The organism is Shewanella morhuae (assembly GCF_003028295.1).
Taxonomy (GTDB): domain Bacteria; phylum Pseudomonadota; class Gammaproteobacteria; order Enterobacterales; family Shewanellaceae; genus Shewanella; species Shewanella morhuae.
This window is the reverse complement of the sequence record NZ_PYSG01000003.1, coordinates 320,032-337,583: the sequence shown is the minus strand read 5'-3', so window position 1 is coordinate 337,583 and position 17,552 is coordinate 320,032. Positions and strand designations below refer to the sequence as shown.

Below are 17,552 nucleotides of genomic sequence, written 5' to 3'. Positions count from 1 at the left end.
GTTAGACAGAGCGCCTTGATATGCGCATTCAGTCGGAAAATAGATTTTTCGTTTCAAACTACTCATTTATAGCATTGATTTAGTTTGTTAAATGTAGATTTTTCGATACTCATTATCCCTAATTCAGGTTATGTAGATTCCTACCGTTTAGCTAAATTAGGCGCATCGTTTAAGGGCTAAATAAAATCGGGACAATAAAAAAACGCGCTAGTTAGCGCGTTTTTATAAAGCGTAAGTACCGTATCGTTATTGCAGTAGTGAAATATCTGCTACGTGCAAGAACTGCTCTCGTAGGTTATTTAATAAAGCTAAGCGATTGTTTTTCAAAGCATCATCATCTGCCATAACCATTACATCTTCGAAGAACTTATCTACGCTTTCACGTAGGCCTGCCAACAGAGTTAATGCTTGCTGGTAATCGGCATTGGCAAATAATGGTGCTAACTGTGGTTGCAGCTCGTTTAATTTGGCTGCTAATGCTTGTTCTGCGACTTCGGTTAATAAATTCGCATTGATGGTTGTCGGTAAAGTCCCTTCAACCTTAGCGAGAATATTAGATACACGTTTGTTCGCTGCCGCAAGTGCGCTAGAAGCTTCTAGGCCTTTAAAATGAGATACCGCATTGACACGACTATCAAAATCAGCAGGGCGTGTTGGACGACGTGAAAGCACGGCTAAGATCACATCAACACCTATGCCTTTATCTTGATACCAAGCACGAAAACGTGCCATTAAAAACTCTAACACTTCGTCGCTTGCATTGGCGTTGCTTAAGTTAGTGCCGTGTAGTGCTTGTGCTTTAGTAATAAGGTCAACCAAATCAAGCGGTAACTTATTTTCAACTATGATACGTAGTACGCCAATGGCCGCGCGGCGTAGGGCAAATGGATCCGCTGCGCCTTTAGGTGCTTGGCCAATGCCAAAGATACCGACTAATGTATCAAGCTTATCTGCTAATGCGACGGCGCAAGATACGCCCGCTGTTGGTACTGTATCACCAGAGAACTTAGGCTTGTATTGCTCTTCCTGTGCTAAAGCAACGGCTTCAGTTTCACCATCAAGGCGGGCGTAATGCATACCCATAGTGCCTTGAGTGTCGGTAAACTCCATTACCATATTGGTCATTAAATCGGTTTTAGATAATAAACCTGCACGGGCTGCATCAACGGTATTAACGCCAGTTTGCTCCGCAATATAAGCGGCTAGGGCGCTGATACGGTTAACTTTATCTTTTAATGTGCCTAATTGCTTTTGAAATAATACGGTTTCAAGGCTTGGCAGGCGCGATTCTAGAGTGTGCTTTTTATCGGTATTAAAGAAGAATTCGGCATCGGCTAAACGTGGACGGACAACTTTTTCATTACCAGAGATAATTTGTGCTGGGTCTTTAGATTCTATGTTGGTTACAAAGATAAAGTTGGGTAGCAATTTACCCGCAGCATCAAAAACAGGGAAGTATTTCTGATCGCCCTTCATGGTGTAGACCAAAGCTTCAGACGGTACGGCCAAAAACTTATCTTCAAAGCTTGCGGTTAATACCACCGGCCATTCAACTAAAGAGGTCACTTCTTCAAGCAGGTTTTCTTCGATATCGGCTGCGCCACCAATCTTAGCAGCGGCTTTTTCGGCATCAGCTTTGATTAACGTTTTACGGCTTTCATAATCGGCGATGACTTTACCTTTTTCTTTTAGCTCAGTAAGGTAGTTATCAGCATGCGCTAATTCAAACTGCTTGAGACCCATAAAGCGGTGACCGCGAATGGTACGTGCCGATTTAATACCTAATAATTCACCTTCAATCAACTCACTGCCTAACAACATAGTGGCAGTATGGACAGGGCGGATAAATTGGGTTTTATTATTACCCCAGCGCATTGGCTTAGGAATAGGCAGTTTATCGAGTGCACGCTGCGCCATAGCTGCAATTAAACTTTTGGTTTCAACGCCTTCTACTTTGGCGTTATGGACTAACCATTCGCCTTTATCTGTAGCTAAACGCTCGGCTTGCTCAACGGTAATGCCATTGCCACGTGCCCAACCTTCAGCGGCTTTAGTCGGTTTACCTTCAGCATCAAAGGCAGAACTCACAGCGGGGCCGCGTTTTTCAACCACTTTGTCGGCTTGTGCAAGGGCAAGTTCAGTGATGTTAATCGCCAGACGACGTGGCGTTGCGTACCAAACGGCTGAGCTAAACGCTAAATCGGCTTTGGTGAGTTCTTCGGTAAAGTTAGCTAAAAATGATTCAGCTAGTTTACGTAATGATTTAGGTGGTAATTCTTCCGTGCCTAACTCTATGAGTAAGTTTTCAAAATTCATGTTTTTACCTCTACTTACACATTGGGAAGCCAAGTGCTTCGCGTGCCTGATAATAAGATTCAGCGACCGCTTTTGCCATAGTTCGAACGCGTAAGATGTAGCGTTGGCGCTCGGTAACTGAAATGGCGTGGCGAGCATCGAGTAGGTTGAAGGCGTGTGAGGCTTTCATTACTTGCTCATAGGCGGGTAGAGGTAACGGTTTTTCCAGTGACAATAAATGCTGACACATTTTTTCGCACTGATCGAATAAGGTAAACATAAAATCTACGTCGGCGTGCTCAAAGTTATAGGTCGATTGCTCGACTTCGTTTTGATGGAATACATCACCATAGGTGATGCGCCCCAGCGGACCATCGGTCCAAACGAGATCATAAACACTATCAACACCTTGAATATACATGGCTAGACGTTCAAGACCATAGGTGATTTCACCTGTGACCGGACTACATTCGATGCCGCCAACCTGTTGAAAGTAAGTAAATTGAGTCACTTCCATACCGTTGAGCCATATTTCCCAGCCTAAGCCCCAAGCGCCTAGCGTTGGAGATTCCCAGTTATCTTCTACAAAGCGGATGTCATGGATTTGAGTATCAATACCCAATGCTTGCAGTGAGCCTAAATAGAGTTCTTGGATATTGTCAGGAGAAGGCTTCAACACGACTTGGAATTGGTAGTAGTGCTGTAAACGGTTAGGGTTTTCACCGTAACGACCGTCTGTAGGGCGGCGCGATGGCTGCACATAGGCACTGCTCATAGGTTCTGGCCCTAAAGAACGCAAGAAAGTTTGTGGGTGGAATGTACCCGCGCCGACTTCCATATCTAGAGGTTGAACGATTGCACAGCCTTGCTGTGCCCAATATTCTTGCAGGGTGAGAATGAAACCCTGGAATGTTTTTACGTCGTGTTTTGTCGTCATGTCTACTTGTCTACTGCCGTCAGCCTGAATAGAAAATGGTTTCGATTATACCTTGTAGATATCTGCTTATGTAGGTTATTTTCTACCTTCTTAATTAAAACAATAGGGGATGTGAGATGGATGAGATCCGCTGCGGCTGGGTAAGTGATGATCCCTTATATAGGGAATACCACGACAAAGTGTGGGGGCGACCGGTTCGAGATCCTCGGGAGCTATTTGCCAAGTTATGTTTAGATGGGCAGCAGGCCGGATTATCTTGGATCACTATCCTGAAGAAACAACAAAACTATGAACAAGCCTTTGCCAATTTTGAGCCTGAAGTGATTGCGACTTTTGATGAAGCGAAAGTTGAAGAGTTAATGTTAAACGCTGGCATAGTACGCAATCGCTTAAAGGTGAATTCTATCATCAAGAATGCTAAAGGTTATTTAGCTTATACAGCGGATGGAAAGGATTTCTCTGAATTTTTATGGAGTTTTGTTGGTGGCAAACCCATAGTTAATCAATTCACATCAATGTCGCAGATTCCGACACAGACAGCAGAATCAGAAGCTATGTCTAAAGCATTAAAGAAGCAGGGCTTTAATTTTGTCGGCCCAACAATTTGTTATGCCTTTATGCAGGCGGTAGGTATGGTGAACGATCACCTAGTCGATTGTATTTCGTATCAGGCATGTGTTGAACTCAGTTAACTTACGCATAATCTTGAGAAGCATTAATCACTTTATTGGCTGATTTTTTGACGGCCATACGCACCACAGTGCTATTTAAAATCCAGAGACAAAAAGGCATGTTCCACGTGGAACATGCCTTTTGATTTTTAAGGTTATGTATTGCTGGCCAAAATAGTTACAGCAACAAACTATTCTGCAATTTTAGCCTTTTAGAATTAACTTAGATTTTCTCAAAGAAAAACGGCTGACGTTTTTCTTTATCCCCATTAAGCTCATTCATTGTCTCAGCGTTAAAAAGCTTGCCGTTGACCATGGTATAACTGACTCTGTCAGTGACGTGTATATCAGCGAGTGGGTCACCATCAATCACGATCAAGTCTGCGAGCTTACCTTGTTTAATAGACCCAAGTTGATGTTCCATACCAAAAGTTGTTGCTGGATTAATAGTGGCAGCTTTAAGTACCTCCATATTGCTCATGCCGCCTTGGGCAAACATCCACATTTCCCAATGTGCTGCTAAACCTTCCCGCTGTCCATGGGCACCTATATTGGGATGAACACCGACCTTATTGAGTTCATTTGCAACTTTAGCTACGTTGAAATGATTGTAATGGCTATCGGGCGCATGTGGGCGTCGCATTGATCGAGCTTGTAAAATATCTGCTGGCACATACATGGATAGGCGCGGATGTGCCCATACATCGGTTTTATCATACCAATAGTTTTCTCCAGAAATGCCTCCGTAAGCGACGACTAAGGTTGGCGTGTAACCGACTTTAGTTTGGCTCCAGAATTGTTTGATATCATCATAAATTGTCGCAACGGGTAGAGAATGCTCAACCGTAGTATGGCCATCAGCGACCATAGTGAGATTGTGTTGCAACAAACTGCCACCTTCAGGAACAACCATCATTTTGAGTTCACGTGCGGCAGCAATCACTTGCTGCCTCTGATTACGGCGTGGTTGGTTGTAACTTTTTACGCTAAACGCGCCGACTTTTTTAAGGCGCTCAAGGTGAAACTTGGCATCATCAAGTGAGTCGATGTGCGACGTATACCCCGGTGCATTGGCGCCATATAAAATAGTACCAGTAGAGAAAATACGCGGGCCGACGATATGTCCTGCTTTTTGTTGTTCGGAAGCGGCAAAAATCTCAGAGGTATCATTCGATGGATCGTGAATAGTGGTGACACCCAAGGAAAGGGCTGAATATAATGCCCAGTTTTGCTGTGGCACAATTTCATCATCCGCCTGTGGTCCATGGGCATGAGCATCGAATAGCCCCGGCATGATTGATTTACCTTTGATATCGATAATCTGCGCATCTTTAGGAATGGTAATATTGGTATCACCAACGGCGACAATATGATTGTCTTTGACTATGACCACGCCATTATCAATGACTTGGTCGTTTTCCATGGTAATCACTTTGCCACCGACGAAGGCGATTGTTCCACGTGGAACATCTGCATTTTCGGTAAAGCCTAAATTAATAATGTTTGGTTGGGCTTTTTGATCTTTGTTGAGATATTGAGTATCAACCTTAGCTTGATAAAGCTCAGGGCCGAGTGTCCAATACAGTTGATCACTCTTACTATTCCAGCTGATACTTTCACCGGCGCGGACGCTTAATTGACTAACGGGTAGGTTACTGGCATTGGGGCTAATCTCAACAGTCTCGCCGTGCTTGGCAAAAGGAGTCACCCATACCTTAAAGCGTTCAGCGAACGCGAGTTGTTCACCATCGGGTGAAACTCTAAACTCAGTCGCATGTTTGCTACTGTAATGAACCCGCTTATCGAAGCCATCTAAGTTGATGGAGGCTAACTGTGGTGTTTCATCTTCGCTGCTATCCATAAAAAAGATACGTTCGGCATTGGCACCAAATTGTGCTTGGTAGCCATCAGTGCTGATTTTTTTATTGTTTTTACCTTTGATATCGACCTTATATAGTCCTGGTTCCTGCGACCAAGTTCGAGGTGTAAGGTTACCGCCTTGAGCTTTGCGATACACCACAAGTTCGCCATTGGGGGAAAAGGTGGCTTCGACATACTTTCCTGGGTCAGACGTGAGTTGCTTAGGCTTACCACCGTTAGCGCTAATCACTTGAACTGTCCCTTGGTCTTGGTCGTTCCAAGTGGTGAAAACAATATTTTTACCATCACGGGACCATTGTGGATACAGTTCTTCAATCCCGTTGCTGAGTTCAGTTAAACGTGACATTTTTCCGTCTGGTAATGATTTTAACCAAATTTTACCCAGTGCTTCGAATACCACCTTATTGCCATCTGGGGATACCTGCGCCATACGCAACATTTTCACATCAAAAACATCGTTATCTATATTTTGCTTAAAACGCACTGAGGGCTGAACTGCTAACTCGGTTTTTACATTAAATGGAATATGAGTAACTGTTTTATTAGCAATATTTAAGCGGTTAATCTTTCCCTTCGCCCAGAAGAAAATATCCTTATTATCTTGAGTCCACGCCATTGTTGGGTAGACACCATGAATTGCCCAAGTTTCTTGCATATCGCGGTCTAGCTCGCCAAACAGTTTAGTGCTTTCGCCAGACTTTAGATCTAGCAAATAAAGCGCTGATTGAAAATCATCCCGCTTGATATAGGCAAGCTTAGTACCGTCAGGGCTCGGTGTTGGTCTAATTGCACCACCGGTACCTTCAATTAGTATTTCGATATCACCGCTTTGAGTATCATAGCGTTTAATTTTATAGATGCCATTTACCGAGTCCTTTGAGTAGTGGAAGGACTTACCAGGCGTATCATCCTGGCTAAAGTAGATATAACGGCCATCAGGCGAATATGCCGGTTCACCTAAATCCTTCTCTTCATTAGGGCGTTCGGTTAGTTTAATGCCTTCTCCACCTGCGACGTGGTAGAGCCATACTTCGCCAGCGCCTAAACTGCGACTAGCGGTAAAATGCTTACGGGCAACAAGATACTGAGAATCAGGGCTCCAAGCTGGGCTGTTTAATAGTCTGAACGTTTCCTGGGTGACGGTTCGTGGATTGCTGCCATCGGCATCCATTATCCAAATATTATCTCCGCCATCGGCATCTGAAGTAAATGCAATGTGCTTGCCATCTGGGCTATAGATGGGCTGCATCTGCCAAGCAATTCCCCGTGCTAATGGCTTAGCCTCACCTCCATTGACAGGAATTTGATAAATGTCTCCGAGTAGGTCAAAGACGATATGTTTACCGTCTGGGCTGACACTGAGGTTCATCCATGTTCCCTCATTCACATCAATATTGACTTGTTGTAAGGGGGAATTTGCTGGTGCGTTAACATTCCATGTTGATTCTTTAGTGTCTGCGGCATTTACTACGAAGGTATTTATCCCTAGAGTGAGGGCGATGTAAAGCGGGGTAAGTTTAGGTTTAAACATGTCACTTCCTGTTCTCGTTCTTATGGACTACTCAAATTGTATTTATCGCAAAATTAAGTTTTGTTAATGTTTAACCTAGTTATCGCATAAATAGCTAAGAAGGAGAACGTAAATACTGTTTCAAGTGATGACTGAGGGCATGTCGTGGGTAAAATAAAGCAGCAAACAAAGCGTTTGTGTTTAGCGAGCTGAAGGAGTTTAAGATAAGAGACGGGATTTAGATGGTGACTATCAATATTTCGACGTCGTCACCGAGGTGGATCATACCATTATGTATAACTCGGCAGGTTACACCGCCGCGCCAATCTGGGCTCAACGCCGCTTCTAAGCCAGTATGAGCTATTTCTATCTTTTGGCAGGGATCAGTCTCGCCGGTAATTTCTAAGCGTAACTCACCGATCAGTAAATGTTTACCTACGTCTGCACGGTTAAACATCAGACCATCAATAAGCAAGTTTGCTCTGCGAGTTATCCAGGGTAAATCAGCCTGAATACTCTGGCATGCCTGTAGCCACTGTTGCTGGGAGATAATCGTTACTTGGCGCTTACCTGGACGGCCAAAGATATCGTTCTCTACACCTTTCAATTGGGTGACGTTAGCGCAGAAAACTTCGTTCATAGTGCCGCGCCTTGTAGTCTTATAGGCAATACCCAACAGTTTTGGCATAACTTTATGCTCCCACAGTAGATTAGAGTTATTGTATTGCTATACGACTTAAAGGCCTTTTTTGATCAAATATTGATAGGGTGTTTGCGTTGTTTTACTGGCGATAAGAGTGTGATCCATAAACTCACAAAAACTTGGAATATCGCGCGTTGTTGCAGGATCATCAGCAATGATCAGTAGTGTCTCACCAGCTGCCATTTGTCTTACTGTTTTACGTACCATCATTACGGGTTCTGGGCAGCGTAAGCCAAGGGCGTCGAGTTTATGCTGTGCGGTTGAGAAAGCGTCGTTCATATTACCTCTACTGAACGTTTAAGCAGAATGAGCTAATGTTACTCCAGCACCCATGATAAACCAAGTTGATGATTTAAATTTGTGAGTTGTTCTGGGGTATCATTGGGAGTCATTATTCATGTGAGATATTAAATGTTTCACGTGGAACATTTATAGATTCTGTTATGTACAACGGCTGTAAATAGAGTGATAGCTAATTTTTAATATAAAAAAGCCGGAACATGTGTTCCGGCTTTAATGATTCGAACAATAAATTAAACGCGTTCGAATACTGTTGCGATACCTTGGCCTAAACCAATACACATAGTTGCTAAACCTAAGGTCGCGTCTTTGTCTTCCATCAAGTTGATCAGCGTCGTAGAGATACGTGCGCCTGAACAGCCCAATGGATGACCTAGTGCAATCGCGCCGCCGTTGAGGTTGATTTTGTCGTCAACCACATCTGCTAGGCCTAAATCTTTTACACAAGGTAAAGACTGCGCTGCAAATGCTTCGTTAAGTTCAATCACATCTAAATCTGCAACGGTAATACCGGCGCGAGCCAGTGCTTTTTGCGTGGCAGGAACTGGACCATAGCCCATAATCGCCGCATCACAACCTGCAACCGCCATAGAGCGAATACGTGCACGAATTGGCAAGCCAAGTGCGCGTGCTTTAGATTCTTCCATGATCAGCATAGCTGAAGCGCCATCAGACAATGCAGAAGAAGTACCCGCTGTTACAGTACCATTTACCGGGTCAAATACTGGGCGCAGTGCCGCCAGAGATTCCATTGTGGTTTCTGGGCGGATTACTTCGTCTTGCAGTACTTTAATTAAGGCGCCGTTAGCATCGTGACCTTCAATGCCATAGATTTCCTTGGCAAAGCGGCCTTCTACAGTCGCAGCATAGGCACGTTGATGTGAACGTACTGCAAAAGCATCTTGCTGCTCACGGGTAATACCGTGAAGTTTACCTAGCATTTCAGCCGTTAAACCCATCATGCCAGAGGCTTTTGCCACGTTCTTGGCAAGACCTGGGTGGAAGTCGACCCCATGGCTCATTGGTACGTGGCCCATGTGTTCAACACCACCAATAATAAAGGTGTCGCCCATACCAGTCATAATTGCACGTGCCGCTTGATGGATTGCATCCATTGACGATCCGCATAAACGGTTAACCGTCACAGCGCCAGCAGTCTTTGGAATGCCCGCTAATAGCGAAGCGTTACGGGCGATGTTGAAGCCTTGCTCTAGGGTTTGTTGCACGCAACCCCAAATCACGTCTTCAATCAGGTTTGGGTCGAGTTGCGGATTACGCAGCAGCAGACCTTTCATTAATTCGGCAGACAGAGTCTCTGCACGCACATTACGAAATACGCCTGCTTTAGAACGGCCCATAGGAGTACGAATACAGTCTACGATAACAGCTTGTTTCATGATTAAATTCCTTTCCCGCTAATTAGGCTTGGTAGTAGCTACCGTTATTGGTGGCTTTTGCACGCATCGCATCTGTGACTTGATACAGGCCGCCCAAGTGAGCGTATTTATCGGCTAAGGCCACAAAGTTTGCGACACCCATGGTATCCAAATAACGGAATACGCCGCCTCTAAATGGTGGAAAGCCTAAACCATAAACTAGGCCCATATCCGCTTCGGCAGGCGATGCGACAATACCTTCTTCTAAACAGCGCACGGTTTCGATGATCATCGGGATCATAGTACGGGCAATAATGTCATCAGCTTCAAAGGCTTTTAACTCGCCAAAGGCATCTTTCAATAGGCCGTAGCTCGCTGGATCGACATCTTTCTTTGGCTTACCACGGCTATCGACTGAATAGACATAGAAACCTTTACCGTTTTTCTGGCCAAGACGTTTATTGTCAAACATCACATCAATGGCGTCAGTACCAGATTTACCCATACGGTCAGGGAAACCTTCGGCCATAACTGCTTGAGCATGATGACCTGTGTCTAAACCTACTACATCAAGCAGGTAAGCTGGGCCCATTGGCCAGCCGAATTGTTTTTCCATCACTTTGTCGATAGCGGCAAAGTCACCACCATCGGCAAGTAAGCCATTAAAGCCGGCAAAGTAAGGGAAAAGTACACGGTTAACAAAGAAACCAGGGCAATCGTTAACTACTATGGGTGTTTTGCCCATTTTGCTGGCGTAAGCCACAACTGAAGCGATAGTTTCTTCAGAGCTATGCTCGCCGCGGATGACTTCAACTAATGGCATTTTGTGCACTGGGTTGAAGAAATGCATACCGCAGAAACGCTCAGGTTTTTTCATGCTCTTAGCGAGCAAGTTGATTGAAATCGTTGAGGTATTTGATGCGATAATCGTATCTTCACTCACATAACCTTCAACTTCGGCTAAAACCTGTGCTTTAACTTTTGGATGCTCAACAACGGCTTCTACGACGATATCACTGTGTTTGACCGCAGCATAATCTAATGAAGGCGTAATGTTGTTCAGTACTTTAGCCATTTTTTCAGGCGTTGAGCGGCCACGGGCAACTTGCGCCGTCAGTAGTTTAGCGGCTTCATTGAGGCCTAAATCTAATGCTGGCTGGGCAATGTCTTTCATGACAATTGGTGTACCTTTGCTGGCACTTTGGTAGGCGATGCCGCCGCCCATAATGCCTGCGCCTAATACGGCCGCATTGTTTACTGCTTTGGCTAACTTACCTGCTTTTTTCGCTTTTCCTTTAACAAATTGATCATTAAGGAAAATACCAATAAGTGCTTTAGCTACGTCAGTTTTAGCTAACTTGATAAAGGCTTGATGTTCGATTTGTAATGCTTCAGTGCGGCCTTTAGTTGATGCCTGCTCAATCACGCTAACGGCTGCCATTGGTGCAGGGTAGTGTTTACCCGCAACCGCAAACACCATGCCTTTAGCAGTAGTAAATGACATCATAGCTTCAAGTCTTGGCAGCGTGAGCGGCGATAGCTTACGCTTACGTCGTGCTTGCCAATCTAGCTTCTCAGCAACCGCATCTTTCAGCATTTGAATCGCAGCGGCTTCTAGTACTTGCGGTGCAACCACAGCATCGACAGCACCGACTTTTAATGCATCTTCAGCGCGTTGGTCTTTACCTGTGGTTATCCACTCAAGTGCGTTATCTGCACCAATCACGCGTGGCAAACGAACCGTGCCACCAAAACCTGGGATGATGCCGAGTTTAGTTTCAGGTAAACCGATTTTGGCTGTGGTATCTGCGATACGGAAATCGGTTGCCAAAACAGTTTCACAGCCGCCACCTAAGGCAAAGCCTTTGATTGCTGATGCTGTTGGGAAAGGCAAATCTTCGAGTTTATTAAATACAGCGTTAGCTTGTTCAACCCAAGAGAGCAGAACTGCGTCATCTTGCGAAAATAAACCTAAAAACTCGGTAATATCGGCACCTACAATAAAGGTGTCTTTACTTGAGGTCAGCACTAATGCTTTGATATTAGAATCTTGCTTGATGCTATCTAATGCTGCATCGAGCGAGGCGAGGGTTTCTCTATCGAATTTATTCACCGAACCGGGTGCGTTAAAGCACAGCTTGGCAATATTATCCTCGAGTAACTCAACTTGAATTGTAGGACTTTGGTAGATCATTGCTTGCTTCCTTTTGGCTTAAAAGTAATACCCACCATTATGTGTTGGTGATTAGTACAACTCTCTATCTCACAGCAGCTTCGGCCATCATTTGACCAGTTGTATGTCAGTGTGCTTTGAAATTCGAAAAATTACAACACTCAATTTAAACGACTGTTTAATTTGTTGCCAGCTAGAGTGGTTTTTCACCTTTGTGATACACTGCACAGAGTACAATACACTTAGAATGCATTAGATTACTTTGCCGATAAATAGGTCTTTGTAGCTGTTTACCTGAGAAGTTCAAAGCTTAAGTTATATTATATTTTAATATAACTTAAAATATAATCAGATAGTTACATGCTTATCGTCCCTTACTTAGTGGCTATACATCTTAGATTGAGTAACAATTTATCGTTTTGGGTGAATCTGTTGTTCATGATCAGATTAAGATAATGTGAGCAAATCTGGCACATATTATTAACTTTTATTCATTGCAGGAGATGACAAATGGATCAGCTGGCTCATCACTATCGTGCCCATATTGCCGAATTAAATCGTCGAGTTGCAGAGGTTTTATCTCGAGAAGCCTTTTCTGGTTTAGTGATCCATTCGGGTCAGCCCCATCGGATGTTTTTGGATGATATTAATTATCCCTTTAAGACCAATCCGCACTTCAAGGCGTGGTTACCTGTTTTGGACAATCCAAACTGTTGGTTAGTGGTTAATGGCCGCGATAAGCCGCAATTGATTTTTTATCGTCCCGTTGATTTTTGGCATAAAGTTTCTGATGTGCCAGAGATGTTTTGGACTGAGCATTTTGATATTAAATTATTAACTAAGGCCGATAAGGTCGCCGAATTATTACCAACAGATATCGCGAATTGGGCGTATCTGGGGGAACATTTAGATGTGGCTGAAGTATTGGGATTTACTAGCCGTAACCCCGATGCAGTAATGAGTTATTTGCATTATCACAGAAGTACCAAAACCGAATATGAACTGGAATGTATGCGCCGCGCTAACCACATCGCAGTGCAGGGGCATTTAGCGGCTAAAAATGCTTTTTATAATGGTGCGAGTGAGTTCGAAATTCAGCAGCACTATTTATCTGCAGTCGGTCAGGGCGAGAACGAAGTACCCTATGGTAATATTATCGCCCTCAACCAAAATGCAGCTATTTTGCATTACACCGCATTAGAAAATCAAAATCCTACGCGTCGTTTGTCATTTTTAATCGATGCGGGAGCAAATTACTTTGGTTACGCCTCTGATATCACTCGTACCTATGCATTTGAGAAGAATCGTTTTGATGAGTTGATCGCGGCAATGAATAAAGCACAGCTAGAGCTCATCGACATGATGCGCCCAGGGGTGCGTTATCCAGATTTGCATTTGGCTACCCACGCTAAAATCGCGCAAATGCTGCTGGATTTTGATCTCGCCACTGGTGATATCCAAGGCTTGGTCGAACAGGGCATTACCAGTGCTTTTTTCCCCCATGGTTTAGGTCACATGTTGGGTCTGCAAGTGCATGATGTTGGCGGCTTCTCCCACGATGAACGCGGTACTCATATTGCTGCGCCAGCGGCTCATCCGTTTCTGCGTTGTACTAGAGTTTTAGCGCCAAACCAAGTGCTGACGATGGAACCAGGTTTATACACCATCGATACCTTGCTTAATGAGCTAAAACAAGATGATCGTAGCCAGCAGATTAACTGGAAAACCGTGGATGAGTTAAGGCCTTTTGGCGGTATTCGTATTGAGGATAACGTCATAGTACATCAAGATAGGAACGAGAATATGACTCGTGAATTCGGTTTGACTTGATCATCGGTAAGCGTTAGGGCGGATATGTGCTCGAAAGTTATAGCGTTCCCTGTGAAGATATCGTGGTCGAAGAAGAGATAAAGCATAGCCGCTTTATCTCTTTTCTGTTTCATTGCGATAGCTTTGATAAATTTAAGTTAGTACTCACTGACATAAAGCGTGACTATCCCGGCGCAAGCCATTATTGCTCAGCTTTTGTGGCTGGCGCACCGGATGATAGCGTCTTGATTGGTTCGAGTGATGACGGCGAACCTGCCGGCAGTGCTGGTCGCCCTATGTTAGCTGTGTTGCAAGGGGCGAATATCGGCGAAGTGGGTGCTGTTGTGGTGCGTTATTATGGCGGTACTAAGCTAGGCGTAGGTGGACTGGTTCGGGCTTATACGTCGGGCTTAAGGCAAGGTTTGGTTCAATTGCCGACGCGACTAAAACAGTTACGTTATCCCGCCAAGTTGCATTGTGATTATGCGCAGCTGCGCGACGTTGAGCATGTCTTACAGCAAGTAGATGCGGTGATTATTGATAAGCAATTTACTGAGGCTGTTGATATTGAGTTTGAAATCGGACGGCAGCAACAAGCATTACTTTGTGAGTTGCTGGCAACACTTAGCCAGGGAAGTTTGCTGCCTGAGTTTGAGCTGTGATGCCTGCGTAAACTATGCCAAAATAGCTTAAATGCTGAAAATACCTTTGCAGCCTATGGAATAATTGAACTCGCGTAATGCAATATAAAACAATAATAAGAATTATAGGCCTATTAGTCGGCTTGTTTTCCATCACTATGTTGCCCCCAGCACTAATTGCCGTATGGTACAACGATGGTGGTGGTACAGCATTTGTGCAAGCCTTTTTTGTCAGTTTGTTTATTGGTTTCTGGCTTTGGTATCCTAATCGTCGCTGTAAAGAAGAGTTACGAACCCGAGAGGGGTTTCTTATTGTTGTTCTATTTTGGACCGTACTGGGGTCGATTGGTGCATTACCTTTTATATTCTCTAGCGAGCCAGATCTTAGCTGGACGGATAGTTTCTTCGAATCTTTTTCGGCATTAACCACCACTGGTGCAACCGTTATCGAAGGGCTTGATTCCCTACCTAAAGCCATCTTATTTTATCGACATTTGCTGCAATGGCTCGGTGGTATGGGGATTATCGTATTAGCCGTAGCTATTTTACCTGTACTAGGGATTGGAGGAATGCAGCTATATCGGGCAGAAATTCCTGGACCGGTGAAAGATAATAAAATGACCCCGCGTATTGCCGAAACAGCTAAGGCACTGTGGTATATTTATTTATTCCTTACCGTTGTTTGTGCAAGCGCTTATTGGTTGGCGGGTATGAGTCTTTTTGATGCGGTTTGTCACTCATTTTCGACGATTGCGATTGGCGGATTCTCTACCCATGATACCAGTATGGGCTATTTTGATAGCCCTGCGATTAATCTTATTTGTGCGTTCTTTTTAATCGTTTCAGCCGTCAATTTTAGTGTGCATTTTGCGGCGTTTTCCCGCAGAGGTATCAACGTAAAAGTATATTTTAAAGATACTGAATTTAAAATGCTGGTGGCGATTCAGTTTACCTTGACGGCGATCTGTTTTGTAACCCTTTACCAGTCTGGCATTTACGATACACCTGAAGAAACACTCGATCATGCGTTATTTCAGGTGGTATCGGTGGCGACTACCGCAGGATTTGGTAGTGAAAGCTTCCATTTATGGCCACTCTTTTTACCCATCCTATTGATTTTTTCAAGTTTTATTGGCGGCTGTGGTGGCTCTACTGCTGGCGGCATTAAAGTTATCCGTATTATTCTATTATTATTGCAAGGCTCCCGTGAGTTAAAACGTTTAGTCCATCCTAAAGCGATGTTTTCGATTCGTATTGGTTCTAAAGTGCTATCTGATCGCGTTATTGATGCAGTGTGGGGGTTCTTTTCAGCTTATGCCCTTGTTTTTGTTGTATCTATGCTCGCTCTGATGGCGCTAGGGCTTGATGATATTACCGCTTTTAGCGCGACAGCAGCATGCCTTAATAACTTAGGCCCAGGTTTAGGCGCCGTTGCCAGCAACTATGCCAGTATTGGTGATGGCGCTAAATGGGTACTCTTGATTGCTATGCTTTTTGGGCGATTAGAAGTCTTTACTTTACTCATTTTGTTTACGCCAACTTTTTGGAAGAACTAATCATGCAAACATTAATAATCTATTCAACAATAGATGGCCAAACCTTAGCTATTTGCCAAAAAATGAAGCTCATTGCTGAGCAAGCTGGTGAACAAGTTTCGTTAGTTACATTAGAACAGGCTGAAGCTTTGAACTTGGTTGATTTTGACAAAGTATTGATTGGTGCCAGCATTCGTTATGGTAAGCATAGACCGGCGCTTTACCAGTTTGTAAATCGCCACCATGCAGTATTAAATACTAAGGTTAATGGTTTTTTTACCGTTAATGTTGTGGCGCGCAAACCGTTAAAAAATACACCAGAAACTAACCCTTACATGCAAAAATTTCTGCAATTATCATTATGGCAACCACAGCTGTTAGAAGTATTTGCGGGTAAAATTGATTATCCTAAATACGGTTTATTCGATAGAACTATGATACGTTTCATCATGTGGGTGACAAAAGGCCCTACTGATATCTCGGGCACCTTCGAGTTTACTGATTGGGATAAGGTTGACGCTTTTGGTAACCGGTTTAGCCAAGCTTAACGATATTTAAGCCCCAGTGGCATAAAATGCTAGAGCTTAACTTTACTGATTTGCCGTATTATGCCGCGCAGTAGCGGCTATACAGAATTGAAATTACTTGAGTTACCTGTTCGTCCTTGAGCTTATAGTAAACAATTTGCGAGCTCTTACGGGTATCAACCAAATCTTCAGTACGTAATACTGCTAAATGTTGGGATAGTGCCGACTGGCTTAAAGGCACCGTGGCATTAAGCTCAGTTACGCTCAACTCTTTGTCGAGTAGTAGGCACAAAATCATTAGGCGATAAGGGTTCGCTATAGCTTTGAGCCATTTTGCCGCACTTTCTGCATTAGTTACCATTGCAGCTACATCTATATCATTTTGCATAAGGTCACTCACTTTATCGCTTTTTATTAGATAATTCTAATTGAACACATCTGTCAACGTAATCATACTGCTCAGCCATGTAGATCTCAATTTTTGCATCTAAGAATATGAGATACGACTACTTTGTGATCCTATCAGAGGTTTATGTCGCGTAATCTTGCCACAATAGCCTACTAACTGAGTAGATTTGGAATTTCCTATGATACGTGTTCTTGTGCTTTATTTTACCCGTGGCGGCCACACCGCCAAGATAGCCAGTGCAATTGCCGACCAATTAATATTACGTGGAGTTCAAGTTGATCTCATTGATATCAACAGTGCAGCAGCTAAGTCTATTAACTGGTCTGATTATCAAGCCGTTGCTTTAGGCGCCTGTGTACTCTACGGCAGTTATGATAAAAGTGTGTTTCAATTTATTGAGCAGCATGCACGTGCTTTGGATGCCTTACCAAACAGTTTCTTTTGCGTCAACGTGGTGGCGAGAAACCCTGAAAAGCGCATCCCAGAGAATAATAAATATCTGCAAAAGTTTATTACACTATCACCTTGGACACCTGCAGACCTTAAAATTATTGCCGGTAAAGTGGATTATCCTTCATGGCCTTGGTACGACCGGTGGATGATCCAGTTGATTATGAAGATGACCAAAGGCCCAACCGATCCTAAGTCGGTTATCGATTACACCGACTGGGAAGATGTGAAGGTCTATGCCGATCATCTGCTTGAATTAGTCGACGTTACCGCTATTTAGGACGAGTCAGGCTTAATAGAAAAGGCGCTTAACAAGTTAAGCGCCTTTTTAGTAT

General features: G+C 43.8%; 14 protein-coding genes. 6 read left to right on the top strand and 8 right to left on the bottom strand.

Annotated features, from left to right (window positions below; genetic code table 11):
* Positions 1–246 precede the first annotated feature (246 nt).
* Both glyS and glyQ read right to left on the bottom strand, forming a co-directional pair.
* On the bottom strand, positions 247–2,316 hold the full coding sequence (gene glyS, locus C9I43_RS16140) for a glycine--tRNA ligase subunit beta (protein ID WP_107884496.1): 2,070 nt from the start codon (positions 2,314–2,316) through the stop codon (positions 247–249).
* A 10-nt stretch (positions 2,317–2,326) separates the two neighbouring features.
* Positions 2,327–3,232, bottom strand: a complete 906-nt coding sequence (glyQ, locus tag C9I43_RS16135; protein WP_006083814.1) for a glycine--tRNA ligase subunit alpha — start codon at positions 3,230–3,232, stop codon at positions 2,327–2,329.
* A 116-nt stretch (positions 3,233–3,348) separates the two neighbouring features.
* Between glyQ and C9I43_RS16130 the strand changes: the two genes are divergently transcribed.
* Complete coding sequence (locus C9I43_RS16130; protein ID WP_076501693.1) at positions 3,349–3,924, top strand: DNA-3-methyladenine glycosylase I; 576 nt, start codon at positions 3,349–3,351, stop codon at positions 3,922–3,924.
* 202 nt (positions 3,925–4,126) lie between these two features.
* Here the strand turns inward: C9I43_RS16130 and C9I43_RS16125 are convergent, their stop codons facing one another.
* The 5 genes from C9I43_RS16125 to fadB all read right to left on the bottom strand — a co-directional run bounded on the left by C9I43_RS16125 (position 4,127) and on the right by fadB (position 11,867).
* Entirely contained in the window at positions 4,127–7,315 is a 3,189-nt protein-coding gene (locus C9I43_RS16125; RefSeq protein ID WP_107884494.1) for an amidohydrolase family protein, read from the bottom strand.
* A gap of 217 nt (positions 7,316–7,532) precedes the next feature.
* Positions 7,533–7,982: an MOSC domain-containing protein gene (locus C9I43_RS16120; RefSeq protein WP_107884492.1), complete on the bottom strand. Its 450-nt coding sequence runs from the start codon at positions 7,980–7,982 to the stop codon at positions 7,533–7,535.
* A gap of 48 nt (positions 7,983–8,030) precedes the next feature.
* Complete coding sequence (gene tusA, locus C9I43_RS16115; protein WP_076501699.1) at positions 8,031–8,276, bottom strand: sulfurtransferase TusA; 246 nt, start codon at positions 8,274–8,276, stop codon at positions 8,031–8,033.
* Positions 8,277–8,530: 254 nt separating this feature from the next.
* Positions 8,531–9,694 (bottom strand): acetyl-CoA C-acyltransferase FadA, encoded by a 1,164-nt coding sequence (gene fadA / locus C9I43_RS16110; protein WP_107884490.1) that lies wholly within the window; start codon positions 9,692–9,694, stop codon positions 8,531–8,533.
* Between the two features lie 22 nt (positions 9,695–9,716).
* The gene (gene fadB / locus C9I43_RS16105; protein ID WP_107884488.1) at positions 9,717–11,867 is read right to left on the bottom strand and encodes a fatty acid oxidation complex subunit alpha FadB; all 2,151 of its coding nucleotides are present in this window, start codon (positions 11,865–11,867) and stop codon (positions 9,717–9,719) included.
* A gap of 489 nt (positions 11,868–12,356) precedes the next feature.
* Between fadB and pepQ the strand changes: the two genes are divergently transcribed.
* The 4 genes from pepQ to hemG (C9I43_RS16085) all read left to right on the top strand — a co-directional run bounded on the left by pepQ (position 12,357) and on the right by hemG (C9I43_RS16085) (position 16,379).
* On the top strand, positions 12,357–13,676 hold the full coding sequence (pepQ, locus tag C9I43_RS16100) for a Xaa-Pro dipeptidase (protein ID WP_107884486.1): 1,320 nt from the start codon (positions 12,357–12,359) through the stop codon (positions 13,674–13,676).
* Between the two features lie 26 nt (positions 13,677–13,702).
* The gene (locus C9I43_RS16095) at positions 13,703–14,317 is read left to right on the top strand and encodes a YigZ family protein (RefSeq protein WP_107884484.1); all 615 of its coding nucleotides are present in this window, start codon (positions 13,703–13,705) and stop codon (positions 14,315–14,317) included.
* A gap of 77 nt (positions 14,318–14,394) precedes the next feature.
* A complete protein-coding gene (locus tag C9I43_RS16090) occupies positions 14,395–15,852 on the top strand; it encodes a TrkH family potassium uptake protein (protein WP_107884482.1) in 1,458 nt (485 codons plus the stop codon).
* 2 nt (positions 15,853–15,854) lie between these two features.
* Positions 15,855–16,379 (top strand): menaquinone-dependent protoporphyrinogen IX dehydrogenase, encoded by a 525-nt coding sequence (gene hemG, locus C9I43_RS16085; RefSeq protein WP_076501715.1) that lies wholly within the window; start codon positions 15,855–15,857, stop codon positions 16,377–16,379.
* A 58-nt stretch (positions 16,380–16,437) separates the two neighbouring features.
* Here hemG (C9I43_RS16085) and C9I43_RS16080 read toward each other — a convergent pair whose 3' ends face one another.
* The gene (locus C9I43_RS16080; RefSeq protein WP_076501717.1) at positions 16,438–16,746 is read right to left on the bottom strand and encodes an ArsR/SmtB family transcription factor; all 309 of its coding nucleotides are present in this window, start codon (positions 16,744–16,746) and stop codon (positions 16,438–16,440) included.
* A gap of 199 nt (positions 16,747–16,945) precedes the next feature.
* Between C9I43_RS16080 and hemG (C9I43_RS16075) the strand changes: the two genes are divergently transcribed.
* Positions 16,946–17,497, top strand: a complete 552-nt coding sequence (gene hemG, locus C9I43_RS16075; protein ID WP_076501721.1) for a menaquinone-dependent protoporphyrinogen IX dehydrogenase — start codon at positions 16,946–16,948, stop codon at positions 17,495–17,497.
* Positions 17,498–17,552 lie beyond the last annotated feature (55 nt).

Excerpts from the sequence above, each read along its gene's own strand:
- glyS (WP_107884496.1), bottom strand. The coding sequence starts at position 2,316 with ATGAATTTTGAAAACTTACTCATAGAGTTAGGCACGGAAGAATTACCA.
- fadB (WP_107884488.1), bottom strand. The coding sequence starts at position 11,867 with ATGATCTACCAAAGTCCTACAATTCAAGTTGAGTTACTCGAGGATAAT.
- C9I43_RS16090 (WP_107884482.1), top strand. The coding sequence starts at position 14,395 with ATGCAATATAAAACAATAATAAGAATTATAGGCCTATTAGTCGGCTTG.
- hemG (WP_076501715.1), top strand. The coding sequence starts at position 15,855 with ATGCAAACATTAATAATCTATTCAACAATAGATGGCCAAACCTTAGCT.
- pepQ (WP_107884486.1), top strand. The coding sequence starts at position 12,357 with ATGGATCAGCTGGCTCATCACTATCGTGCCCATATTGCCGAATTAAAT.
- hemG (WP_076501721.1), top strand. The coding sequence starts at position 16,946 with ATGATACGTGTTCTTGTGCTTTATTTTACCCGTGGCGGCCACACCGCC.
- C9I43_RS16125 (WP_107884494.1), bottom strand. The coding sequence starts at position 7,315 with ATGTTTAAACCTAAACTTACCCCGCTTTACATCGCCCTCACTCTAGGG.
- glyQ (WP_006083814.1), bottom strand. The coding sequence starts at position 3,232 with ATGACGACAAAACACGACGTAAAAACATTCCAGGGTTTCATTCTCACC.
- fadA (WP_107884490.1), bottom strand. The coding sequence starts at position 9,694 with ATGAAACAAGCTGTTATCGTAGACTGTATTCGTACTCCTATGGGCCGT.
- C9I43_RS16080 (WP_076501717.1), bottom strand. The coding sequence starts at position 16,746 with ATGCAAAATGATATAGATGTAGCTGCAATGGTAACTAATGCAGAAAGT.
- tusA (WP_076501699.1), bottom strand. The coding sequence starts at position 8,276 with ATGAACGACGCTTTCTCAACCGCACAGCATAAACTCGACGCCCTTGGC.
- C9I43_RS16130 (WP_076501693.1), top strand. The coding sequence starts at position 3,349 with ATGGATGAGATCCGCTGCGGCTGGGTAAGTGATGATCCCTTATATAGG.
- C9I43_RS16120 (WP_107884492.1), bottom strand. The coding sequence starts at position 7,982 with ATGCCAAAACTGTTGGGTATTGCCTATAAGACTACAAGGCGCGGCACT.